The organism is Selenomonas sp. F0473, assembly GCF_000315545.1.
GTDB lineage: Bacteria > Bacillota > Negativicutes > Selenomonadales > Selenomonadaceae > Centipeda.
This window is the reverse complement of the sequence record NZ_JH992902.1, coordinates 1,058,168-1,081,938: the sequence shown is the minus strand read 5'-3', so window position 1 is coordinate 1,081,938 and position 23,771 is coordinate 1,058,168. Positions and strand designations below refer to the sequence as shown.

At 61.0% G+C, this 23,771-nt stretch carries 22 protein-coding genes; 9 read left to right on the top strand and 13 right to left on the bottom strand.

What is annotated here, in order from left to right; genetic code table 11:
• The first annotated feature begins 116 nt into the window (after nt 1-116).
• From HMPREF9161_RS04975 to hpf, 7 genes are all read left to right on the top strand, one after another.
• Complete coding sequence (locus tag HMPREF9161_RS04975) at nt 117-1,163, top strand: hypothetical protein (protein WP_009728595.1); 1,047 nt, start codon at nt 117-119, stop codon at nt 1,161-1,163.
• A complete protein-coding gene (locus HMPREF9161_RS04970; protein WP_009728594.1) occupies nt 1,160-3,913 on the top strand; it encodes a hypothetical protein in 2,754 nt (917 codons plus the stop codon). Before HMPREF9161_RS04975 ends, HMPREF9161_RS04970 begins: the two co-directional genes overlap by 4 nt.
• Nucleotides 3,870-5,366: a hypothetical protein gene (locus HMPREF9161_RS04965; RefSeq protein ID WP_009728593.1), complete on the top strand. Its 1,497-nt coding sequence runs from the start codon at nt 3,870-3,872 to the stop codon at nt 5,364-5,366. The genes HMPREF9161_RS04970 and HMPREF9161_RS04965 overlap by 44 nt, the downstream gene beginning before the upstream one ends.
• Nucleotides 5,353-6,303, top strand: coding sequence for a tetratricopeptide repeat protein (locus HMPREF9161_RS04960; protein WP_009728592.1), 951 nt, complete (start codon nt 5,353-5,355; stop codon nt 6,301-6,303). The genes HMPREF9161_RS04965 and HMPREF9161_RS04960 overlap by 14 nt, the downstream gene beginning before the upstream one ends.
• 4 nt (nt 6,304-6,307) lie before the next feature.
• Complete coding sequence (locus tag HMPREF9161_RS04955; protein WP_009728591.1) at nt 6,308-9,046, top strand: glycosyltransferase; 2,739 nt, start codon at nt 6,308-6,310, stop codon at nt 9,044-9,046.
• A 154-nt stretch (nt 9,047-9,200) separates the two neighbouring features.
• On the top strand, nt 9,201-9,401 hold the full coding sequence (locus HMPREF9161_RS04950) for a cold shock domain-containing protein (protein WP_009350303.1): 201 nt from the start codon (nt 9,201-9,203) through the stop codon (nt 9,399-9,401).
• A gap of 190 nt (nt 9,402-9,591) precedes the next feature.
• Nucleotides 9,592-10,137 carry a ribosome hibernation-promoting factor, HPF/YfiA family gene (gene hpf / locus HMPREF9161_RS04945; protein WP_009728590.1) on the top strand — a complete coding sequence of 182 codons (546 nt, stop codon included), beginning with the start codon at nt 9,592-9,594 and terminating at the stop codon, nt 10,135-10,137.
• 72 nt (nt 10,138-10,209) lie between these two features.
• On the opposite strand, the gene HMPREF9161_RS04940 is transcribed toward hpf, so the two are convergent.
• From HMPREF9161_RS04940 to HMPREF9161_RS04930, 3 genes are all read right to left on the bottom strand, one after another.
• Complete coding sequence (locus HMPREF9161_RS04940) at nt 10,210-11,103, bottom strand: radical SAM protein (protein WP_009728589.1); 894 nt, start codon at nt 11,101-11,103, stop codon at nt 10,210-10,212.
• 169 nt (nt 11,104-11,272) lie between these two features.
• Nucleotides 11,273-12,040: a DeoR/GlpR family DNA-binding transcription regulator gene (locus HMPREF9161_RS04935; RefSeq protein WP_009728588.1), complete on the bottom strand. Its 768-nt coding sequence runs from the start codon at nt 12,038-12,040 to the stop codon at nt 11,273-11,275.
• A 485-nt stretch (nt 12,041-12,525) separates the two neighbouring features.
• Nucleotides 12,526-12,918 carry a GtrA family protein gene (locus HMPREF9161_RS04930; RefSeq protein WP_009728587.1) on the bottom strand — a complete coding sequence of 131 codons (393 nt, stop codon included), beginning with the start codon at nt 12,916-12,918 and terminating at the stop codon, nt 12,526-12,528.
• A 48-nt stretch (nt 12,919-12,966) separates the two neighbouring features.
• Between HMPREF9161_RS04930 and HMPREF9161_RS04925 the strand changes: the two genes are divergently transcribed.
• Nucleotides 12,967-14,034 (top strand): FAD:protein FMN transferase, encoded by a 1,068-nt coding sequence (locus HMPREF9161_RS04925; protein ID WP_009728586.1) that lies wholly within the window; start codon nt 12,967-12,969, stop codon nt 14,032-14,034.
• Nucleotides 14,035-14,159: 125 nt separating this feature from the next.
• On the opposite strand, the gene HMPREF9161_RS04920 is transcribed toward HMPREF9161_RS04925, so the two are convergent.
• The 6 genes from HMPREF9161_RS04920 to HMPREF9161_RS04895 form a co-directional block, all read right to left on the bottom strand.
• Complete coding sequence (locus tag HMPREF9161_RS04920) at nt 14,160-14,804, bottom strand: CBS domain-containing protein (protein WP_009728585.1); 645 nt, start codon at nt 14,802-14,804, stop codon at nt 14,160-14,162.
• Nucleotides 14,805-14,911: 107 nt separating this feature from the next.
• A complete protein-coding gene (locus HMPREF9161_RS04915) occupies nt 14,912-15,646 on the bottom strand; it encodes an ABC transporter ATP-binding protein (RefSeq protein WP_009728584.1) in 735 nt (244 codons plus the stop codon).
• 3 nt (nt 15,647-15,649) lie between these two features.
• Nucleotides 15,650-16,426 (bottom strand): ABC transporter ATP-binding protein, encoded by a 777-nt coding sequence (locus HMPREF9161_RS04910; RefSeq protein ID WP_009728583.1) that lies wholly within the window; start codon nt 16,424-16,426, stop codon nt 15,650-15,652.
• On the bottom strand, nt 16,423-17,376 hold the full coding sequence (locus HMPREF9161_RS04905; protein WP_009728582.1) for a branched-chain amino acid ABC transporter permease: 954 nt from the start codon (nt 17,374-17,376) through the stop codon (nt 16,423-16,425). Before HMPREF9161_RS04905 ends, HMPREF9161_RS04910 begins: the two co-directional genes overlap by 4 nt.
• A gap of 12 nt (nt 17,377-17,388) precedes the next feature.
• Nucleotides 17,389-18,261, bottom strand: a complete 873-nt coding sequence (locus HMPREF9161_RS04900) for a branched-chain amino acid ABC transporter permease (RefSeq protein ID WP_009728581.1) — start codon at nt 18,259-18,261, stop codon at nt 17,389-17,391.
• Nucleotides 18,262-18,380: 119 nt separating this feature from the next.
• A complete protein-coding gene (locus HMPREF9161_RS04895; protein ID WP_009728580.1) occupies nt 18,381-19,553 on the bottom strand; it encodes an ABC transporter substrate-binding protein in 1,173 nt (390 codons plus the stop codon).
• A gap of 146 nt (nt 19,554-19,699) precedes the next feature.
• Between HMPREF9161_RS04895 and HMPREF9161_RS04890 the strand changes: the two genes are divergently transcribed.
• Nucleotides 19,700-20,959: a diaminopimelate decarboxylase gene (locus tag HMPREF9161_RS04890; protein WP_009728579.1), complete on the top strand. Its 1,260-nt coding sequence runs from the start codon at nt 19,700-19,702 to the stop codon at nt 20,957-20,959.
• A gap of 130 nt (nt 20,960-21,089) precedes the next feature.
• Here the strand turns inward: HMPREF9161_RS04890 and HMPREF9161_RS04885 are convergent, their stop codons facing one another.
• The 4 genes from HMPREF9161_RS04885 to HMPREF9161_RS04870 all read right to left on the bottom strand — a co-directional run bounded on the left by HMPREF9161_RS04885 (nt 21,090) and on the right by HMPREF9161_RS04870 (nt 23,754).
• A complete protein-coding gene (locus HMPREF9161_RS04885; protein WP_009728578.1) occupies nt 21,090-21,659 on the bottom strand; it encodes a YSC84-related protein in 570 nt (189 codons plus the stop codon).
• 88 nt (nt 21,660-21,747) lie between these two features.
• Entirely contained in the window at nt 21,748-23,139 is a 1,392-nt protein-coding gene (locus tag HMPREF9161_RS04880; RefSeq protein ID WP_009728577.1) for a GntP family permease, read from the bottom strand.
• 135 nt (nt 23,140-23,274) lie between these two features.
• The gene (locus HMPREF9161_RS04875) at nt 23,275-23,511 is read right to left on the bottom strand and encodes a glutaredoxin domain-containing protein (protein ID WP_009728576.1); all 237 of its coding nucleotides are present in this window, start codon (nt 23,509-23,511) and stop codon (nt 23,275-23,277) included.
• Between the two features lie 12 nt (nt 23,512-23,523).
• A complete protein-coding gene (locus HMPREF9161_RS04870) occupies nt 23,524-23,754 on the bottom strand; it encodes a glutaredoxin domain-containing protein (RefSeq protein WP_009728575.1) in 231 nt (76 codons plus the stop codon).
• Nucleotides 23,755-23,771 lie beyond the last annotated feature (17 nt).

Sequence of the window (23,771 nt, the reverse complement as noted above, 5' to 3'; positions counted from 1 at the left end):
GCTTTTTGCGGCGCACTCCGATTATGGCAGGATCTTTGCAGATGTGCCGCAGTACACGTTTGCCGCTCCCTATCGTCATGAAAAGATTCGCGTCGGCTATATTTCGCCGGAATGTTATGCGGCATTTCGTTCAGCCGCTGCTTACGGGATGCGACCGCACCCGATTCGAGGTCTATGTCTACAGTACGACGGCGGAGCTGGACGATGTGACGGCAGCGCTGCGTCCATATGCATACGTGTGGCGGGATATGGGAGATACGTCTCCCGCAGAGACGGCGGCACGTATTTATGCGGATGAGATTGATGTGCTCGTCGATCTCGCGGGACATGCGTCGGGAGGAGCGCTGCCCGTGCTCGCGCGCCGCCCCGCGCCCGTGCAGATGATGGGGCTCGGCTACACGGCGACTTCGGGGCTTCCTGCGGTGAATGATTTCCTCACGGATGCGGCCTGCGACCCGCCGGGGGCCGGACATGAGCGCTATTTTACGGAGAAACTCGTGCGCCTGCCCAGCCAGTTCTGCTATGTGCCGCCCGCCGGCTTGCCGCGTTCTGCCGGAACGCCGGCACGCCGGCGCAGTTACATACTGTTCGGCGTGTTCAATCAGTATCGGAAATTTACGGACGAGATGCTCGCCGTTTGGCGGGAGATTCTAGCGCGTGTGCCGGGAGGGCGCCTGCTCCTCAAGTCGCAGGTGTTTTTCGCCCCGGAGATGCGGTCGGCGGCAGAGGAGCGGCTGCGGCGGCTTGACTTTAATCTTGGCAGGGTCCTCCTCGAACCCGCGGATACGGGCTATATGAACCGCTATCTCGATGTGGACGTTGCGCTCGACACGTTTCCGTGGCCCGGCGGCGGGACGACCTGCGATGCGTTCTATATGGGCGTCCCCGTAGTGACGCGTTATGCGGCGCGGCGCAGTACGCGTTTCGGCTATGCGCTGCTCTCTCATGCGGGGCTCGCGGAACTCGCGGCAGAGACGGCGGAGGACTATATTGCGCGCGCCGTAGGGCTTGCCGCCGATCTCGATACGCTGGATGCGCTGCACGGCGGACTGCGATCGATGATGGAGCGTTCGCCCGTGATGGATCAAGAGGGCTATATGCGCGCCTTGGAAGGCGCGTACCGGTGTGCTTTGGCAGATGCGGAAGAAAGGGATATACGATGAAGAAAAAGGGCGCGAAGAAACATCGCGGAAAATCTGCCGCGCATCGGCATAACGCGCCGAGGAAAATACGTGTCGGCTATCTTTCCGATGCGTTCGGGAGCGGTGCATGGCGTACCTTTTTGCCGGCATTTTTCCTCGGTGCGGATCGGAAACGCTTTGAACTCTATGCCTATCATACGGGACCGGAGGGGGATACGGAGCTGTTTGCAAAGGAAGCGGCGGCGTTTCGTACCCTCGGTGCGTATACGGCACGGGAGGCGGCGGAGATCATACGGCGTGACGCGATCGATCTTCTCGTCGACCTCTCTGCCGATGCGCCGCCTCCCCTGATCCGGGAGATTTTCGCAGCGCATCCCGCGCGGCATCTTGTCTCGATCGCCGAGCGCCGGCCCGCGGAGCTTGTGGATGCCCTGCCCTCCGTGGACGGATATGCGGATTTCGTGCCGCTCTGCTATACGCCGCTGGATCCTCCGAAGAACTATGTTTTCCGCACGCCGCTCCTCGAGCGCGGCACGGCGACAATCGGTTTCGTCGGGAGAGCCGACGAGACGCTGCGGGAAGAGATCGTTGCTCTATGCTGTGCGCTTTTCTCAAGCATTCCGGACGTGCGGCTGATTCTGCCCGCGGAGATCGGCGGCGTGCTGACCGATGCGGACATTGAACGCGCTGCGGAGATGGGCACAGATGCGGCCGAGCTGTTCCTTGCAGACGAAATCTCCTATGAGGAACTTGACATTGCGATTGGGATCGCGGCCGATCCCGCACAGATTTGCCGCACGTTGGAATATGCCGTGCCGCTTCTCACCGCGCACCCGTTTGCAGGCGGCGCTTATGCCGCGGGCATCCTCGCGGCGGTGGAACCGGACGAGGAGATTGCGGCGGATACGTCGGCGCTCGCGGTGCGTGCCGGGGTGCTGCTGCGCGATGCGGCGCGTCTCTCGGAGCTGCACGAGCTGCTCCGGTGGAACCTGCACGATAGCCCGCTTGCCGATTCCGGCGCCTATATGTTTACGGTGGAGCGCGCGTATGACCGTGTGCTCTTTGGAGTGAAAGAGCGCCCGCATGTGGAGGAACATGAGGCTGCGCTCATGCGGGCAGAGACGTCGAAGGATTGGGCGCGGGTCGCGTATGAGGCGCGTATCCTGGACGGCTGCGGTGCTCTCGCTCCCGCGGGGCGGATGTCGCTCGCATGGGCATATTTCTTTTTGAACCGAAAGGTACTCGCGGCTCGGTGGGCGCTTGCCGCGGAGGGCGTTCCTCCGGAGCGCGAAGGCGCGCGTTTGTTCCTTGCCATTGCGAGCGGGAGCCTGTACTGTTCGCAGGCGGAGCTTGTGGCGCTTGCACAGAAGGGGCTCTCGGAGATCGAAGCGGAACGGCTGTCCGTTTCGCCGGAGGTGCGGGAGGCGCTGTGCAAGGCATGCGCGGATTATGGCGCGGATGTCCTCGGTGCGGCGGCGGCCGCTCGGTACGCGGAGATGTATGCGGCATGCGCCTCGGATCATTTGATGCGGCGATCCTATTACAGCACGGCGCTCATGACAATGAACGCCGTCGACGTGCCGCCGGCAGAGATCTGCCGACGCAGCGTGGGGTACGAGCAGTTCTTTGCCGGAATCCGCCCCTATACGCATACGGGGCGCCGCAAAAAAGAAAAGATCCGCATCGGCTATATTTCGGGCGATTTTCGCGAGCACGTCATGCAGTATTTCATTTGGCCGTTTCTTGCGGGATTTGACCGAGATTCCTTTGAGGTCTACTGCTACAGCCTTGGAAAGACGGATCAGTATACGGAGTTTTTCAAGACGCTGGTGACGGCGTGGCGCGATGTTTCGGCGGATGCGGCAGCGCCGGCGAAGATCGCCGCGCGGATCTATGCGGATGAGGTGGATATCCTTTTTGATCTCGCGGGGCATACCGCGCGGAGCGGGCTGCCCGCACTCGCGTGGAAACCCGCGCCCGTGCAGGTCTCCGGGCTTGGCTATATGGCGACGACGGGGCTTCGCGCCGTGGATTACTTTGTCACGGATCGGTACTGCGATCCGCCGGGGGCCGGCACAGACATATATTTTGTTGAAAAATTACTGCGCCTGACGAGTCAATTCTGTTATAATGGGTATACGCACCTCCCCGCATCCGAGGGGACGCCCGCACGACGGCGCGGATATATCCAACTCGCTTCGTTCAATCAATATGTGAAGATCACGGACGAGATGCTGCGGGTATGGGCGGAGATCCTGCGGCGGCTGCCGACGGCGCGCCTCCTGCTCAAAAATGCCGCCTATGCGAAGAAAGGCGTGGTGCGCGCCGCGCATGACCGTATGAAGAGGCTGGGGCTCGATATGAGCCGTGTGCAGTTCGAACGGGCGACACGAGACTATATGCTGCGCTATCTCGATGTGGACATCGCGCTCGATACGTTCCCGTGGCCGGGCGGCGGTACGACGTGCGACGCTCTCTATATGGGCGTGCCCGTCGTCTCGTACTATACGGAGCGGCACAGCACGCGCTTTACCTACAGTCTGCTCGCCAACATTGGCCTCGGCGATCTCGCCTCCGAACGTCTTTCGGACTATGTGGAGACGGCGGTGATGCTGGCGGGGAATCTCGATCTCCTCGACGCGCTGCACAGGGAACTGCGGGATCGTATGAGGGTTTCGCCCATGATGGATCAGGAGCGCTATATCCGCGAGATGGAGGGATGCTATCGTGACATTTGGGCGCGCCGGGAAACGGAACAGGGATTCGTTTGACACGGCCTTTGCCGGCGTGCAAAAAGCGATCGCGGCGCACCGTTTCGAGGAGGCGCTCGCGCGGCTGATGCGGATGGGCGAGGATAATCTATTCCCTGCGGCGTACCGGTGGAAGTATCACGCAACGGCGGGGCAGCTGCTCTATATGCTCGGGGAACTCGAGGCGGCGCTGCCGCATCTGCGCTCCTCTTGGAACCTTGAGGGCGCCCCGCAGGACGAGCGCGCCGAACTCCTCAGCAACTATCTTATGACGCTCCACTATACGGCGGATATCTCCGATGCGGAGATGCGGGAGGAACACGGCGCGTGTGCCCGTATCTTCGGAGGGGTGCCGCAGTTCTCTCATGGAAAGCGGCGGCGGGAGAAAATCCGGATTGGCTACGTCTCGCCCTCGCTCTCGGAACATGTTGTGCTGAACTTCGCCGTACAGCTCTTTTCGGGCTACGATCATGCGCGCTTTGCCGTGTATCTGTATGATGTCGGCAGGGGGCGCGGCGATGAGGTGACGGACTGGCTGGCGGGCATGGTGGACGGCTATCGGAGTCTTGGGGGAAAGCCTCCTGCAGAGGCGGCAGCGGCGATTTATGCGGATGAGATCGACATCCTCTTTGACCTTGCGGGGCATACGGCGGGCGGGCGTACGCTGCGGATCGCGGCATGTCGGCCGGCCCCCGTGCAGGTCTCGGGCATCGGCTATTTCGATACGACGGGGCTGCCCGCAATGGACTATGTGCTTGGCGATCCCGTCTGTGATCCGCCGGGGATGGAGGCCCTCTTTTTTGAGAAGATTCTCCGCCTGCCGCGCACGCATCTCTGCTTCACACCGCCGGAACGGTTCGCACCTTATGAGAATATTGTGCGCAGAGCGCATGCGCCCGTGGTATTCGGGAGTTTTAACAACTTCTCCAAAATCACGGATGAGACGCTCCGGCTGTGGGCGGAGATCCTGCGCCGCGTGCCGGATGCCCGTCTCCTGCTCAAGAATGTGAATTCGAATATGGAACCGGTCGAACGGATGCGGCGCCGCGCCGCGCGTGCGGGCCTTAGTTCGGAGCGGATCGAACTGCGTCCGGGGACGCGGGACTATCTGCGGGATTATCTCGACGCGGACATCATCCTCGATACTTACCCCTATCAGGGGGGCGGGACGACATGCGAGGCCCTCTTTATGGGGCTGCCCGTCGTCACGCGGGCGGGAACGCGCCATGGAGCGCGGTTTGGCATGGGCATTCTGCAAAATGCGGGGCTCGGCGAGCTGGCTGCGGATACGCCGGCATCTTATGTCGAGCGCGCGGTGCTGCTCGCCCGGGACGGAGAACTCCTCGCGGCCCTGCACGGCGCGGCGCAGCGCATGATGCGCGCCTCTCCCATGATGGACGGCGCGCGGTATGTACGGGACATGGAAGAAGCATACGAGACGATATGGGAGCGCTATCTCAATGAAGAAACGTAAGAAAAACAACGCGGAGCGCGCACAAAAACAGCAGCGCCGCAAAGAAGAAGGAAAGCGGAAAGGGAAAGGAACGATCGCTATGACGAACCGGGAGAACGAGGCGGCACGCATTCGCGGCTATATGGAGAAAAAGGCATATGCCGACGCAATCAATGCGTTTGCGGATATGACTGCGGCGGGCACAGCGCCGGAGGAATGCTTCGGCGATATTGCGCGCGCGTATTTTGAGACGGGCGACACGACGCGCGCGGCGGACTGGGTGACGACGACGCTGACGCGGGATCCGCAGAATGTGGACGTGCGCATCCTTCTCGGCCGCATCTGCCTCAAGGAAAAACGGACGCAGGACGCGCTTAAAGTCTATGACAATATATTGGCGTCCCATGGGAACGTGCTGACCGAGGCGCAGCGCGCGGCAATTGAACGCTATGCAGGACTCGAAGCGCGGCTCAGCCCCGCCGAGACCCGCACGAAGTATCCGCATCTCGCGGCGTTCCTCGGCCTCGGTACGGCTCCGGTCGGCGTGCCCGCGCCCTCGGCGGTCAAAAAGCCTGCGGTGCCCGCACCGAAGGATGTGGCTGTGCCGCCCGCGAAGGATGTTGCAGTTCCCGCACCGAAATCGGCGGCGGTCCCGGGAGAGAAGGCGCTCAAACTGAACGCCTCTGAAACGGCGGCCAAGATTCTCGGCGAGGATATTCGTCCGAACGAGAAGGTTCGCGCGCTGAACGCCTTCGCAGGCGCCGCCTATATGGCGGGGGACTATGAGGGCGCGAAATTCTTGCTGACCAAGGCGCTGGAGATTGATCCGGGCTGCGACAGCAGCATCAAGAACATGGCCGTGCTCCTGCACGATATGGGGGATACGGACCGCGCGGTTCGCGTCGCCTCGGAGATGAAGGATACGAACTTCCTCCTGCTGCGCCTCCTCAAATCCTGACAATATGAACGTATTGCGTATCGTCGTTGCGGCGACCGAGGAGGGCGCGTACCTCGACGCGACCCTCGCCGCTGCCTGCGCCGCCTGTACGGAAAGCGGAATTGGGGCGGAGATTGTCGCTGCCGCTCCGCCTGCGGCGGCAAAGAGGTACCGAAAGACGGCGGCGAATGTCGCGCTTTTAACGACGGAGACGGAAAGCCTTGCGCGCCTTTATAATGCGGGGGCGGCGGATGCCGCGGCGCCGTATATCCTATTTCTGCGGGAAGGGGTTCTCATACGGGCGGAGGGACTGCGCACGCTGCTCGATACGATCTGCATGGCGCCAGAGATCGGCGCGGTCGGACCGTTCGGCAACCGTACCGCGTATGCGTGGCAGTATCTCAACGCCGCGCGTATGGAGGCAGATGGACTAACGGCCGGCACATGGCTGCGGGAGACCGTAGGGGCGCCGACACAGAGCCTCTTTCTTGAAAACTTTGCGCTGCTCGTACGGCGCGAATGCTTCGTGCAGACGGGCGGGTTCTCCGAGGATTTTCCGGCGGCCGGCGGCGAGGACATCGACCTGTCGCTGCGTCTCAAATGCATGGGGCGCATCCTCCTGCGCGTGCCGGTCTATTTTCCGCACGCGGGCGCGGAGGTCTGCGACCTCTACGATATGGCGCGTCTGTCTGCGCGCGCCGTCTTGCTCGAGCGCTGGGGGCTGGATGTCGGCGTGCCGGAAACGCTGTGGCATACGGCACTCATGGACATCGAGGAACGGCTCGACCCCGCGCTTATTGCCGCTACCTGCCGCAGCGCCCGTCTGCGCGCGCCGCTCGTCAGCCTTATGATGCGCGTCCCCGACGACGAGGAGCGATTCTTCGAAATGCTGGGGGAGGCGTGCGCGCAGCTCTACCCAAATGTCGAGATCGTCGCCTGCGCCGCCGATACGGAGCCCTTGACCGAGCGGCTGCCGGAGGCATATCGGCGGGACCCGAGCCTGCGCTGTGTGCGTGTGTCCGGCGCGCAGGCGGAGGAAACGTACGGCGCGCTGTTCGCTCGTCTCGCACAAGGGAGATACGTCGGCTGGTGCAGAGCGGACGAGATTCTGCTGCCGGACAAGCTGACGCTCATGGTGGACGCCTTCCTGCAGCATCCGGAGATTGCCCTTGCGACATCGATGGCTGCGCGGCTCGCGCCGGACGGCAGATGCACGATTCCTGCGCGGCGGATGCCGCCGATCTACGGCGACAGCGAGGTCGTGGACGGGACCGCGGCAGGACGATCCATCCTCATGGAATGCGATAATTTTATCGGAGCCGCGGGCGCCGTGCTCGTGCGACGCGAAGATCTGATCCCCCTGCATTTGGCGGATAAGAGCCCTGCAGACGCCTGTGCCGCGTGGCTGTCCCTTTTAGAACGCGGCGGCTGCGCCGTATTCCGGCGGCCGCTGAGCATCGAGCGGCAGGAATCTGCGGAGGAGGAACCGGAGGAACTCGTCCGCCGCTGCATCGCGTGGCGCAGGCTGATCGCGGCATACTGGAGCCGCCGTGTATTCATCACGGAGACGGCGGATCATGACCGTGCGCTTGTCCGGCTGCGCGAAGTGCATGCGGAGCGCGCCGAGGCGCTGCTGCTGCAGGTGGATGCCGACGTGCGGCGTATGTATGAGACGGACGAAGAGCCTCTTTCCGTCGTGGTAATGGATCGGATTGCCGCTTGCGCGCACGTGCGCCTCGACACGCCGCTGGGCGCAATGCGGGCATTAGGAGCACTCACGCTGAGCGGCTGCACGCGGGACGATATCACACCGCTGACGCTCGATACATTTATTAAAAGAAGAAACAGTATTATTTTAATGGAGCGGCGGATCATTCCCGATACCGCGTCGAATGTGGAGCTCTTTGCCCGAACGGCTGTGCGGGGGAATCTGATCCTGCACGAAATAGACGACCGCCCGGAAGACGGAACGGTTCTGTCTGCATCCGATTACTTCGCTTTTCGCGCCGTCTCCGCGATGCAGACCTCGACGCCGGTGCTTGCGGACTATCTGCGTGAATTTAACCCGCATGTTGTGCTCATGGAGAATCAACTTGCGGCGCTGCCGGAAAAGAGGACCTATGCGCACGGCGGAGGGGATGTGACCGTGTTCTTCGGCGCGCTGAACCGCGGGGCCGACTGGGCGCCGCTTATGGATGCCCTGAATGAGACGATTCGCGTGCACGAGGACCGCCTTTTCTTCCTCGTGACGGGGGACCGCGCTTTTTATGAGACCCTTCGAACGCGGCGGAAACAGTTCGTGTGGGGAAAGCGCGACGGCGATCCCGTCGCCTCTTATGCGGACTATACGGCGGCGCTGCATGCCTCGGATATCGCGCTCCTGCCGCTCGGCGATACCGCGTTCAACCGCGCGAAGTCGGATCTGAAATTCATCGAGTCGGCGGGGCACGGTGCCGTGGCGCTCGCTTCGCCGACCGTTTATGAGCGTACGGTGCGCGATGGCGAGACGGGGATGATCTATCGGAATGTACGGGAATTCTCCCGGAAGCTGTCGCTGCTTATCACGCGTCCCGATCTGCGAACTGCGATTGCGGAGAACGCCTATCGCTATGTCGCGGAACATCGCCTCATAGGGGGGCATGTAGATACGTATATCGCAGCTTACCGCGATCTTTTCGCACGGCGCGAAGAGCTCGAGCGTGCTCGCCGAGCACGGGTAGAGAAGTATTTCCCGCAGCTTGTTCAATGCGCACGGGAACCTTAATCGTAAACTGTATGAATAGTTGTTCTTCTTTTCGTTTACCGATATTCCATTGACAGAGGTACATACGTCTCTTATAATAAAGTTTAGCCCCAGCGCCGCGGCAAGGTCATTCCGACGGCGCAGGCAATTCGTATCGAAAGGAGCGCCGGTAGAAATGACGGGCAAAGTGAAATGGTTCAGCGCGGATAAAGGATATGGGTTTATCTCCCGCGATGACGGCGACGATGTGTTTGTACACTTTTCCTCCATCCAGGGAGAGGGGTATAAGACGCTCAGCGAAGGACAGGAAGTTGAGTTCGATATCGTTGAGGGCGCGCGCGGTCCGCAGGCCGATAACGTCGTCAAAAAAGAATAACGGATATACTCTGAAAAGCCCGGCTTACACAGCGGGCTTTTTCATTTGGAGAAAATGCGCGACGAATCGCGGAAGAATCAGAATTTAAGGAACTCGGCAGGGGTTTTCGGATTCGTGTCGAAATAGAATAAGCATAGGAGGGAGCGGTGCAAAGAGGAACGCTCCCGCGGATAGAAAGGGGCTGTGTTTCATGGCTGCATTCACGATTCGGGGAAAGAATGTCGAGGTTACGCCCGCGCTGCGCGACTATGTGGAGAAGCGCGTCGGCAAGATCACGAAGTATTTCGAAAACGTGGGCGAGATTTCGGTCCTGCTCTCCGTCGAGGGGAAACATCATAAGGTTGAAGTAACTGCCCCCATCGTCCGCGGCGTGCTGCTGCGCGGTGAGGAGCATTCGGAGGATATGTACAGTTCAATCGATCTCGTCATCGAAAAGCTGGAGCGCCAGATCCGCAAGCAGAAGACAAAGCTCGAGCGCAGGTTCCGTCACGGCGGGTTCAAGGCGGAGGCCGTGGAGACGTTTGCGGCGCCCGTACCCGAGGAGGACGATATCTATCCGGTCGTCAAGAGGAAGAGTTTCATGCTCCACCCGATGGACGTACAGGAAGCAATCATGCAGATGAATCTGCTCAACCACCATTTCTTTCTGTTCCGCAATGCGGAGACAAATGAGGTCAATGTGGTATATGGCCGCAACGATGGAAAATACGCGCTGATCGAGGTCGAAGAGCGCTGATCCCTGCGGATAGAAAATAAGAGCCGCTCCGCCGAAGTCGTTGGACAACGGCGGAGCGGCTTTTTTGCGGCATTAGAAGTCCGGCACATAGCGCGTGCCGGCCGCTTCCGCGCCCTGTACGTAGACGCGGGTCATTCCGAGCGCACGCGCCGTATCGACGACGGACTCGTACTCGAAGGTCGTGAGCGTTCGATGGAGCGGCGGGAACTCTGCCGCGCGGTAGAGCGGCGTATACTGACGCATCAGGCTGAGCTGTATGTCGTCGCCGAAGGCCTCCCACAGCCGGCGCACAATCGCGACGCTCTCCCTGCGGTGCCCGGGCAGGACGAGGTGGCGGACGAGGACGCCGCGCAGGAGCCGGCCGTCCGGGGCAAAGGAGACGGGGCCGAGCTGCGCGACCATCGCATCGATCGCGCTGCGGGCCGCCGCGGCATAATCCGGCGCGGCGGAATAGCGCCGACCGCTCTCCGCCGTCGCGTATTTCAGGTCCGGCAGATAGATATCGACGCTGCCGTCCAGCATGGCAATCGTCTCCGGGGTTTCGTAACCGCTCGTGTTCCAAACGACGGGGAGCGAAAGGCCGCCGATCCGCGCATGGCGCAGCGCCGCGAGAATCTGCGGCGCGTAATGCGTCGGGGTAACGAGGTCGAGTGTTGCCGCGCCCTGCGACTGGAGGGAAAGGAAACGCGCGGCGAGTTCGCCGACAGTCAGCGCTTCGCCGCGTTCGCCCCGGCTGATCTCATGGTTCTGACAGTAAACGCAGCGGAGCGTACAGTGGGAGAAGAAGACGGCGCCCGCGCCGTGTGCGCCGACGAGACACGGCTCCTCCCAGCGGTGCAGCATTGTGCGTGCGACGCGCACCGTATCGTCCGCACCGCAGAAGCCGCGTGCGCCCGAAGCGCGGTTCGCGCCGCAGCGGCGCGGACAGAGCCGGCATGATGTGAGCGTCGATGCCCAATCGTCCATCCCCCGCACCTCCCTTTGCGGTCATTATCGCATCCGAATCGGGATATTATATGAAGGAGCCGCACCCCGTAATGAGGCGAGAGGGGCCGACAAAAAAGAAACCGCTCGCTCGTGTCCGGGACACATCGGCGAACGGTTTCTTTTTATTTTCATTGAGCAAAAAGAAAATCTAGGGGAGTATGATATCCACACCGAGCTCTGCGGCGGCCGCGCGGATATCGGGGGACGGCTCCGTGTCCGTGATGAGACCCGCGAGCGCGTCGAGGCTCGTGTAATCGTAGTTGCCGTCCGTCGAGAGCTTACGCGCCTCGGCGACGACATAGGCGCGTTTGCTGCGCGCGATGATCGCGGCCTTGTTCAGCCCGTCGTCAATGTCGTAGGTGGAGACGCTGTTGGCCTTGACATCGACCCCGACGGCACCGACGAAGGCGATGTCGGGCTTGAGGCTCTTGATGAACTCCTGGGTCATTCCGCCCCAGAAACCGTCTCTGCCGCGGTTGATCTGTCCTCCGGCGAAGATGAGATCGATGCGCGGATTGCGTGCGAGCACGCCGAGCACGTCGACCATATTCGTCACGACGGTGAGATCGCGGTCGCTCTTCATGAGAAGTTCGGCGAGAGCGAGGTTGCTCGTCGAGATGTCGAGGAAGACCATCTCCTTGTCTTGAATAAGGGAGACCGCCGCCTGTGCGATGCGGCGTTTTGCATCCACATCCATATGGCGGTGACGGCTCACTTCGATCATGTGGACGCTTTGCATCAGTTTGACGGCGCCGCCGTATGTACGTTTCAGGCGCCCCTGCCGCTCCAGCGATCCGAGATCTTTGCGGATGCAGTCTTCGGTGACCTTGAATTTTGCACTGAGCTCTTTGACTTTGACCTTACCGTCACGTTCCACCATACGGACGATGAGCTCTTGGCGTTCCTCCAGAAACATGATATTCACTTCCTTTTTTGCAGGTACACGTTAAAACGCTCATACACCTGCGTCAATGAGACGTCCTTTCTTTGTCTGTAGTGTAACGCAAAATATGAGAAATAGCAAGACAATTTTATTTGTTATACAATATTCTGGCTAACTTATTTTTTGAATATATTCTGTTATGATAGACAATATTGTCTATTTAGATTCCGATAAGTGAAAACTTGCACAATAAAGGCCGCCCTTTTCTCCTGGTCAGCGTATCAATAGCGGGATTCTTTATCGTCTTCACGCTAAAATATTTGAAAAAAACTTTTTATCATCCCGTAAAAAGAGCGGAAAATGAAAAAATCCTCTCATTTTGCATGGAAACGAGCGGGTTTTGCGACGGACTTGCATAGAGGCGGGGAAAACTGCTACAATGCGATTATGGGAAATGCTCTGAAAGAAGCGGATTCCGACATGCGCTGCGGTATTCCTAGAACGGGCCGGGAGAAGAACTAGACGCTTCCGAGAACGGCGCGCCGTTTGAGGACGTAGTTCCAGAGCATAACGATGCCGGCTGCGACGGGTTTGGCGATCATATAGTGGATGTGCGCAAGATCGACGAGCGACCACATGAGCAGCTGATTGAGCCCGAGCCCCGCGATGCTGGAGCCGAAGAAGAACATCTTCGCGCGGCGGGACTGCGCGTTCGCACCGCGGAAGACGCAGACGAGGCAGAGCCAATAGTTCAGGAAGACGGAGAGAGTAAACGAGACCGCGGCGGAGACGAGATAATAGAGCCCCGCATATGCCGTGAGAACATAGAGGAGGCCGTAGTCAAAAAGGAAGCATGCGCCGCCGACAAAGATAAAGCGGAGCATTTCATAGAGTCTGGCGCGTTTCGGCATAAGTCCCCCTGTGCTGATGAGATGTGGCGCACCGTGAAAGGAGCGTATATGATAATAAAATTCGCCGCCGTACGCGGGATTCCTGCCCGGCGTTTGCTTGGGTGGAGCATGTTGTTCCTTACGGCGGGGCTGCTGCTGACCGCCTGTCTGCCGGAGTCCGAACCGCCAGTCGCCATCGTGGAGGAGTCGCACATCGTCATGGGGACGCTGGCGCGCCTGCAGGTGCGCGGCGCGCCGCAGGATGCGCAGGCCGCGCTGCGGGAGGGACTGGACCGGCTCGCCCGGGTGGAGGAAGATACGGACGGGGAAGCCGTGCGCGCCCTCGAATCTGTCGCGGGGACGGGGCAGTGGACGGAGCTCCCGGCCTCGCTCTATCAAGCGCTTGCGTTCGCGCAGGAGATCGCGCGGCGCTCGGACGGGGCGTTCGACGTGACGGCGGGGACGCTCACGGCGCTTTGGGATGATGCGCGCGCCGCCGGGGCGCCGCCGAGCGATGCGGCCGTGCGGGAGGCGCGCGCCCGCGTCGGCTATGAGCATCTCGAGATGCGGGAACGGGAGGAAGGCGGTATGCATCGCTATGAAGCGCGTCTCATGCTGCCGGGCATGCGCATCGACCGCGGCGCCCTCATCAAGGGATATGCGCTCGACGAGATTCGGCCGCACTGGCAGACGGCGGCAATCGGCGGAGCGCTTGCGGATCTCGGCGCCAGTTCCATGCTCGGATTGGGCGTCAATGCGGAGGGCGAGCCGTGGAAGGTCGGCATCCGCAATCCGCGCGGGGAGAGCTCTACGGATATGTTGCTCGTGATGCCGCTGACGGACGAGGTGCTCTCGGCTTCGGGCGACGATGAGCGCTATTTTATGTATGAGGGGAAGCGTTATCATCATCTCATCGATCCTCATACGGGCTATCCTGCGGATACGGGGCTTGCCTCTGTCACGGTAATTCTGCCGCTGTCAACCGATATCCCCGGATGGGAGGGGCATCAGGGAATCCTTTCGGATATGCTCTCCACGGCCGTTTTCGTGCTCGGTCCCGAGAAGGGGGCGAAACTGCTCGACGATTTCCCGTCGGCGCTCGCGATCATGATCGGGACGGACGGGAAAGTGCTTTGAGTTAAGACCCGCGCCGACCCGTTCGCCGATATGGAAAAACCGGGCGTGAAAATCCCGCGCCGCAAAAAACGGGACTGCCGCATCTTATCATGCGGCAGTCCCGTTTCGTTTGCGCAATGACAGCCTCACCCGATCTGTCTTACATTGCTGACGCGGAACCCCTTGGCGAAAAGCCGCTCTTTCACGGTGCCCACGTCCCCGATATCGGCGCGGATGATGATCTCGTAGGTGCCGCCCTCCTGCGGGATCGTGACCATACTGTCGATGTTGATGTCCATTTCTGCGAGAATGGTGGAGATATCGCGCAGCACGCCCTTGCGGTCCGCCACCTCGATTGTGAGGCGCGTCTTGCCGCTGTCGAGGCCCATCACGGTGATGAAGGCGTTGAAAATGTCCGTGGAGGAGATGATGCCGACGAGCCTGCCGACTTCCGAGAGTACGGGCATGCCGCCGATCTTTTCACGCGCCATGATGAGCGCGGCCTCTTCGATCGTCATGGTATCGGTGACGGTGACGACGTCTTTCTGCATGACGTCGGCGACCTTGATCTTCGAGAGCAGCGTGCGCTCTTCAAAACGGTCGAGCGTTGTCGCCGCGGACGGGGAGGCCCGCAGGAGATCGCGCTGGGTGAAAAATCCGACGAGCGCCCCGTGCTCCACGACGGGCAGCCGGCGAAAATGCCCTTTCTCCATCAGCTTCGCCGCCTCGCCGAGTCCGGCGTCCGGCGCGATGGTGACGGGATTCTTGGTCATACGGCTCGCAACAAACATAAACGCTCCTCCTTGTCAATCGATGCGTTCTGTGACATCGTCTTTGCCTCTCATTATTCGCGCTTTATGATGGACTTTCCTTCTTCCCGCGGCAAAACTGCGCCGCATCAGCCGCCGAGATACGCCTTGCGCACGTCTTCGCTTGCCGCGAGCTCCTGCGCCGCGCCCGAGAGAGTGATGCGGCCCGTCTCGAGGACGTAGGCGCGGTGCGCGATAGAGAGCGCCATGTTCGCGTTCTGCTCGACGAGCAGGATCGTCGTCCCCGCGGCGTTGATGTCCGCGATGATGGAGAAGATCTCCTTGATCAGAAGCGGCGCGAGCCCCATCGACGGCTCGTCGAGCAGGAGCAGGCGCGGGCGGCTCATGAGCGCGCGCCCCATCGCGAGCATCTGCTGCTCGCCGCCCGAGAGCGTGCCCGCGAGCTGCGTGCGGCGTTCCTTGAGGCGCGGGAAACGCCCGAAGACCATCTCGGTGTCGGCGGCGATGCCGTCCGCGTCGCTGCGCGTGAACGCGCCGAGCTCGAGGTTCTCTATGACGGTCATGTCGGCGAAGATGCGGCGCCCTTCGGGCACCTGCGAGATGCCGCTGCGGACGATCTCGTGCGCCCTCTGTCCCGCGATGGATGAGCCCTTGAAGGAGATATCGCCGCTGCGCGGCGCGATCAGTCCCGAGATCGTGCGCAGGGTCGTGGATTTGCCCGCGCCGTTTGCGCCGATGAGCGTGACGATCTCGCCCTGCCGGACGGAGAGGCTGACGCCTTTCAGCGCGTGGATCGCGCCGTAGTAGACGTGCAGATCCGTGACGCTGAGCATGGGCGCGGTTGCTTTTGTTTCATTTGCCATGATTTACTCCTCCGCCCCGAGATACGCGCGGATGACCTCGGGATTCGACCGGATCTCCGCGGGGGCGCCGCTTGCGATGACCGTGCCGTATTCGAGCACATAGATGCGCTCGCAGATGCCCATGACGAGCGCCATATCGTGTTCGATGAGAAGGATCGTGATGCCGAATTCACGTCGCACCCAGCGGATCATCTCCATGAGCTCCTGCGTCTCCTGCGGGTTCATGCCCGCGGCGGGCTCGTCAAGGAGCAGCAGCGCGGGCTGCGCGGCAAGCGCCCGCGCGATCTCGAGGCGCCGCTGCGCGCCGTAGGGGAGGTTTTTTGCCTTCTCCTGCGCGCTGTCTGAGAGCCGGAAGATTTCAAGCAGGCGCATGGCCTCCTCTTCGAGTTTTCGTTCCTCGCTGCGATAACGCCCGACGCGGAGCACGGCCTCGAGGAAACCGTAGTTCATGTGGCTGTGGTACGCGATCTTCACGTTGTCGAGGACGGTGAGTTCGCCAAAGAGGCGGATGTTCTGGAATGTCCGCGCGATGCCGCGCGCCGTGATTTGATAGGGCGCGAGCCCGACGATATTCTTGCCGCGCAGGGTGATGTCGCCCGTCGTGGGTCGGTAGACGCCCGTAAAGAGGTTGAACGCCGTCGTCTTGCCCGCGCCGTTCGGCCCGATGAGCCCGACCAGTTCGCCTGCGCGGATGTAGAGGTTCAGGTCGGAGACGGCGGAAAGACCGCCGAATACCATGGAGACGTCGGTCGCTTTGAGCAGCTCTTTTGTCTTTGTCATGACGCGGCGCCCCCCTTCCGGAAGAATCGATTCAGCGGACGCATCGCCGTGACCTCAACGTAGCCGAAGAGCCCCTGCGGGCGGTAGAACATCATGAGGATGAGCGCGAGCGCGTAGACGATCATGCGCGCGTTCGGGAAGCTCGCGAGCGCGGCCGAGAGGAATGTCACGACGAGCGCGCCCGCGATCGAGCCGGTCATCGAGCCGAGGCCGCCCATGACGACCATGATGAGGATGTTGAACGACTGCATGAACGTGAACGAGGCGGGGCTGAGGATGTACATGTTATGCCCGAACAGCACGCCCGCGACGCCCGCGAACGCCGCGCCGACGGTAAAGGCGAGCACCTTGTACCGCGTCGTGTTGATGCCCATCGCCTCCGCCGCAATCTCGTTCTCGCGGATGGCGAGACAGGCGCGCCCGTGACGGGAGTTCACGAAATTCTTGATGATAAAGAGCGTGGCGAGCATGAGGAAGAACACCCATGTGAAGTTCGTCAGATGGGGGATGCCCTTAAAGCCCGCCGCGCCGCCGACATACGGCACGTTGATGATGACGATGCGGACGATCTCGCCGAACCCGAGGGTCGCGATGGCGAGGTAGTCGCCGCGCAGGCGCAGGGTCGGCAGCCCAATGAGCGCGCCGAGCAGTCCCGCCGCCGCGCCGCCCGCAATGAGTGCGGCGATGAAGGGGAGGTGGAAATTCGTCGTCAGAATGACGCCGACGTACGCGCCGATCGCCATGAAGCCCGCGTGTCCGAGCGAGAACTGTCCCGTGTAGCCGTTGATGAGGTTGAGGCTCGCCGCGAGCATGATATTGAGCCCCGCGAAGATGAGGTTGAGCTGCCAGAACGCGCTGAGCAGCCCCGCGCCCGTGAGCCCCATGATGACGCCGTAGATGATGAGGGCAAAGAGGAGCATCCTGAGATCGTTGTTTTGCAGTATCTTCATGCGTGCGCCTCCTTACACCTTTTCCTTGATATTCTTGCCGAAGATGCCCGCGGGTCTCAGGAGCAGGACGAGGATCAGAATCGCGAATGCGGCCGCGTCGCGGAACATCGAGAAGCCGAAGCCCGAGATGAACGCCTCCACGATGCCGAGCACGATGCCGCCGACGACGGCGCCCGGCAGGATGCCGATGCCGCCGAAGACCGCCGCGACGAACGCTTTAATGCCCGGCATGAGCCCCATCAGCGGGTCGATGGAGTTGTAGTAGATGCCGATGAGGACGCCCGCGACCGCCGCGAGCGCCGAGCCGATGGCGAACGTGACGGAGATGATGCGGTCGGCGTTGATGCCCATGAGCTGCGCCGCCTCGGTGTCGTAGGATGCGGCGCGCATCGCCTTGCCGATCTTCGTCGCGCGGACGATGTAGGTGAGGATCACCATGAGCACGAAGGTCACGCCCATGATGAGCAGCTGCTGCCCGCTGATGACGAGCCCCGCGATCGTCCACGAGACGTCGCTGATCGTCGGTGGGAACGTGCGCGGCGTCGGCGAGACGATCGCCATCATGACGTACTCGAGGAGGAACGACACCCCGATCGCCGTGATGAGCACCGAGATGCGCGGCGCATGACGGAGCGGGCGGTAGGCGAACCGCTCGACCGCGATGCCGAGCAGGGAGGTCACCGCCATGGAGATGAGGATCGCCGGCACGACGGGGATGCCGAGCGTGACGGCGTAGAACCCGAGGTACGCGCCGACCATGTAGATGTCGCCGTGCGCGAAATTGATGAGCTTGATGATGCCGTAGATCATCGTATAGCCGAGCGCAATGAGCGCGTAGATGCTGCCGAGCGAGATTCCGTTGATGAGCTGCTGAAGAAAATCCATGCTATTCTCCTAGATGACGCGGAATATTACTTCCGCGTCATCGATTATCGGGTGTTTCCTTACTTCGGATGAAAAAGAGCCGCGCATTGCGGCTCTTTGACCCTATTCGTACCGACGAATCACATGCTCGGCATAATCTTTGCCACAACCGTGCGGTCGCCGTCCTTATTCTCGAGGATGACCAACTGCTTGATCGGGTTGTGCTCGGCATCCATCGTGATCGTGCCCGTGCCGACAGCGAGATCCTTCGTCTCTTCGATTGCCTTGCGGAGCGCTTCAGGATCGTCCGAGCCCGCGCGCTTCAGCGCGTCGACAAGCAGCTTGCCCGCGTCGTAGCCGAGCGCGGCGAAGACGTTCGGGGCGTGTCCGTATTCCTTCTGATAGGCGTCGATGAAGGGGCGTACCGATTCGTCCTTATCCGAGTAATGCGTGCTGAAATATGTGTTGTTCAGCGCCGCCGCCCCCGCGAGCTCCGCGACCTTCGCGTCGTCCCAGCCGTCCGTGCCGATGATGGGCGCCGTGATGCCGATCTCGCGCGCCTGTTTGACGATCTTGCCGACCTCCTCGTAGTAGGCGGGGACGAAGATGACGTCCGCATTCGCGCCGCGCAGACGCGTCAGCGTCGCCTTGAAATCCTGATCCTTTGCGAGGAACGCTTCGGTCATGACGACCTGCCCGCCGCCCGCCGTAAAGACCTTTTCAAAGACCTGCGCGAGACTCTTGGAGTAGTCCGTCGAGTTGTCGAGGTAGATGACCGCGATCTTTGCCTTCAGCGTATCGAGCGCGAACTTCGCCATGACGTCGCCCTGCTGCGGATCGATGAAGCAGCTGCGGAAAATCCACGGCTTCACCGTGCCGTTCTCGACCGTCACGTCGACCGCCGTCGCGTCCGGCGCGATCACGGGCACCTTGCTGTCCGAGGCGATCTGAGACTCGGCGATGACGTTCCCGGTCGTCGCGGGGCCCACAATCGCGCGGACGTGATCGTCGGAGATCAGCTTTGTCGCCGCATTCACGGACTCCGCCGCCTCGGACTTGTTGTCCGCTTCAACGAGGACGATCTTCTTCCCGTTGATGCCGCCCGCATCGTTCGCTTCCTTAATCGCGAGCTTTAGCCCCTCGAGCGTCGAGATGCCGTAGTTCGCCGTGTTGCCCGTCATTTCAAAATTTGCGCCGATCTTGATCTCATCGGACGACGCCCCGTTATCCCCGCAGCCTGTAAGAGCCGCGCTGAGCAGCGCCGTGCAGGCGAATGCCGCCGCGAGGCGCAGTGTCTTCTCTCTGAACTTCATGCGGAACCCTCCTTTGACAGTTCTCATTATCATATAAAAAGTTAGCCCTCATTATAAGGGAGGGCGCGCCGTACGTCAAGGTATACAATTTGACAGAGGCGTTTTTGCATTGCTATAATGGGGCATCTTTACTTTGGGAGGACAATATGAACGAGAAGATTTTTCCGCTCACGAAGGAGCGGACGATAGAGCTTATCAAGAAGTTTCCGACGCCGTTTCACATCTACGACGAGCGCAGGATTCGGGAGAATTACCGCCGCCTGCGCGACGCGTTCTCATGGGCGCCCGGATTTCGCGAGCATTTCGCCGTGAAGGCGCTGCCAAATCCGCGCATCGTGCAGCTCCTGCACGAGGAGGGCGCGGGGACGGACTGCAGCAGCATCGCAGAACTTCTCATCTCCGAGGCGGCGGGCGTCGTGGGCGAAGAGATCATGCTCACGTCGAACGACACGCCGTTCGACGAGTTCCAAAAGGCAATCGAACTCGGCGCCGTCGTCAACCTCGACGACATCACGCATCTCGGCTATATGGCGGAGCACGCGGGATTGCCCGAGGTGCTCTCGTTCCGCTACAATCCGGGGGATACGATAGAGGGCAACGATATCATCGGGAAACCTGTGGAGGCAAAATACGGACTGACGCACGCGCAGATGCTCGAGGGCTATGCGCGTGCGCGCGCCATGGGCGTGCGGCGGTTCGGACTGCACACGATGGTCATCTCCGCCGAGCTGCGCACGGAGGCGTTCCTCCTCACGGCGCGCATCATGTTCGAGCTCGCCGTGGAGCTGAAGGAAAAATGCGGTATTCACGTCGAGTTCGTCAACCTCGGCGGCGGCTTCGGCATCCCGTACCGTCCGGAGGAGGATCCCGTGGACTTCGCGGCGGTCGGTGCGGGCATTGAGCGGCTTTATCATGAAATCATGAATCCTGCGGGACTCGGCGACGTCGCCATCCGCACGGAGAGCGGACGCGCCGTGACGGGGAATGCGGGCTGGCTCGTCTCGACCGTGCTCCACAAGAAAAATACATACAAGGAGTATGTCGGGCTGGATTCCTGCATGGCGAACCTCATGCGCCCCGCGCTCTACGGCGCCTATCACCACATCACTGTCCTCGGCAAGGAGCACGCCCCGGCGGATCACGTCTACGACGTTACGGGTTCGCTCTGTGAGAACAACGATAAATTCGCCGTTGACCGAAAGCTCCCCTCCATCGACATCGGCGACGTCGTTATCATTCATGACACGGGCGCGCACGGCAGCGCGATGGGGTTCAACTACAACGGCAAGCTCCACTGCGCCGAGCTCCTCCTGCGTGAGGACGGCAGCATCGAGCTCATCCGCCGCGCGCAGACCTTGAACGACTACTTCGCGACGTTGAAATACGAAGGTTCGCTGATGAAATAAATACTGCGGTCAAAATAAGGGGCCGGCGCATATAGGCGGTTTTTGCGCCCGTGCGGCGGCCCCAATTCGACGAGGAAGTATGAACATAACGATGCCGCCGTCTCGTGACGGCGGCAGATTTTTTACGCGGTCAGTTTAAATCCTTGTTCGGATAGATGCTGAGCCCCTTGAGCGACACGCCGACGGCAAGCCCCTTCGTCGTTACCTGATAGACCCACATGTCCTTTGCGACGACGTCCGCGCCGTCGATCGCGCCGCCGGAGTATCCGTCCGTGGCGGATGCCGTCGCCTCGCCGCCGACCTTGAACTTGCCGGAGACGAAGGAGTCCCATGCGTGTTCCGATCCGAAGACGAAGATGAGGTCGTACTCCTTCACCCCGAGCCCGATGCCCAGCGCGTATTCCTCCATCTTCATGTAGACGCGCTCGCCCGTCGCGTTGTTGACGGCGAGCCCGCGCCCATGCGCGCTGCCGAACAGGCCGATCTTCGCTCCCGTTGAGCTGATCGTCGCATAGCCGTAACTGTTTGCAATGACGTCCTGCGCGTTCGGATTCACGTCGTAGAGATTGGCGAGCGCCTTCGTGTGCAGCCGGCCGATCTCCGCCCGCTGTTGATTTGCGCTTTTCGCGAGCGCCGCGCCCGAGAGGGCAAGCATCAGCGTCAGGGTGAACGCGAGCAGACGCAGCGTAATTTTTTTCATTGAGATCCCTCCTTTACTGGACTTGTCCGCATCTTAACATGCCCGGGCACAGGGATCAAGGCAAGTTCTCTTAGAATTGGGGGAATCGTCAGTGCAGCACGAGGCTCAGCAGCGCGATTTCGACGATCGCGGCGATGCCGAGGACGAGCGTGCCCATCGTCTGGACGCGGTAGCCCTGATCCGGCGTCATGCCGCTGAACTCCGAGACCACCCAGAAATACGAATCGTTCGCGTGCGAGACGGTCATCGCGCCCGCGCCGATCGCCATACAGACGAGCGTGATCTCGATCGGCGTATGGTAGCCGAGGACGGGGAGCAGCGGACCGACGATGCCCGCCGTCGTGATGAGCGCGACGGTCGAAGAACCCTGTGCAGTCTTGAGCACCGCAGCGAGCAGGAACGGGAAGAAAATCCCCATCCTTGAGAACACGCCGGCGTGCTGCGAGATATAATGCACCATATCCGACGTTGCGATCACCTTGCCGAGCACTCCGCCCGCCGCGGTGATGAAGAGGATCGGACCGACCGTCATCAGACTGTCGTTGCAGATTTTGTAAAACTCATGCATGCGGTCCACCGCCGCAAGCTGGATCGTCGCAAATCCCATCCCGACGGCAAGCGCCATGATCGGCGTGCCGAGGAAGCGCACAATATCCGCGCCGGGGCCCTTGCCGCCGGCCATCGCGACGATCGAGGAGAACGCCATGAGCAGGATGGGGACAACGATCGGCGCGAGCGTGTTGAACGCCGAGGGCAGCTTGCCGTACGAGTCGATCAGATCGTTGTAGACCTTTGCGACATCCTGCGGATCCACCTCGTCTTTTGACTTCACCTTCGTACCGATATAGCGCGCGAAGAAATAGCCCGCGATGAGCGGGAAGATCGAGCAGAGCATGCCGAGGCCGATGACCTGCAGCAGGTAGTCGCCGATGCCGAGCGTACTTGCGGCTGCGATGGGGCCGGGCGTCGGCGGGATAAAGACGTGCGAGATAAAGAGGCCGGCGCTCAGCGCGAACGTCATAGAGACCGCAGAGACCGCCGTGCGCCGGATGAGCGCCTTGCGGATCGGGTCGAGGATGACGAAACCAGAGTCGCAGAAGACGGGGATCGAGACGACCCATCCCATGAGCTGCACCGCGATGACCGGATTGTCCTTGCCGACGAGCCGGATCACCATATCCGCAAGCTTCAGCGCGGCGCCCGTCTTCTCAAGCACCGTTCCGATCATTGCGCCGAGGATGATGACGATGCCGATGCTCGTGAACGTTCCGGAGAATCCCTGTCCGATGACTGTGGCGAGACCGTACTGCACCGCGCCGCTTTCGAGTTTGTGATCGACGAGCGGGATCCCTGCGGCGAGCCCGAGCCCCAAGGAGACGAGCATGATGGAGATAAACGGATGAATGCGCAGCTTTGAGATCATAACGATCATTATGACGATCGCTATGACAAAGGCGATGATGAGCGGTAATCCGGTCATGTTGATACCTCCTTCATTCGATTCAGAAAAATACATCTATATGTATTTTAATCCCGTCTCAAAAGTTTGGCAAGCGAAAAAGGACCGCCGCACGATTTTTCTCCGTGCGGCAGCCCTCTTGAACCGTTCGTTTCGTTACGCCGTAATCCCTAGAATCTTGTCGAGCTTTTCGCGGTCATAGCTGAGCGCATACTCTTTGCCGTCCGCCGTCGTGACGGGGACGATCGTGTCGCCCGAGATGCGGCGGCATTCCTCGAGCGCCGCCGGATCATGCTCGATGTTGTGTTCCTCGTAAGGGATGCCGCGGTACTTCAGGTAGCGCTTTACCTTCTCGCACCACGGGCAGACCGTGATCGAATACACCTTTACCATATCGCAACCTCCTCAGAGTCCCAGCAGCTTGTCGATTGCGGGCCGATCAAAGCCGCGCACATAATCTCCGCTATCCGCCCGGATCACGGGGCAGGAACCCTCGCCCGTGAGTCTGAGCAGCTCGTCATAGGCCGCGGGATCCTTTTCGATATCGCGCACCTCGTAGGCGACGCCCTTCGTATCAAGATATTTCTTCGCCTTCGTGCACCACGGGCAGGCGTCGAACGAAAAAACCTGAACCATGTGAAAGTCTCCTCTAT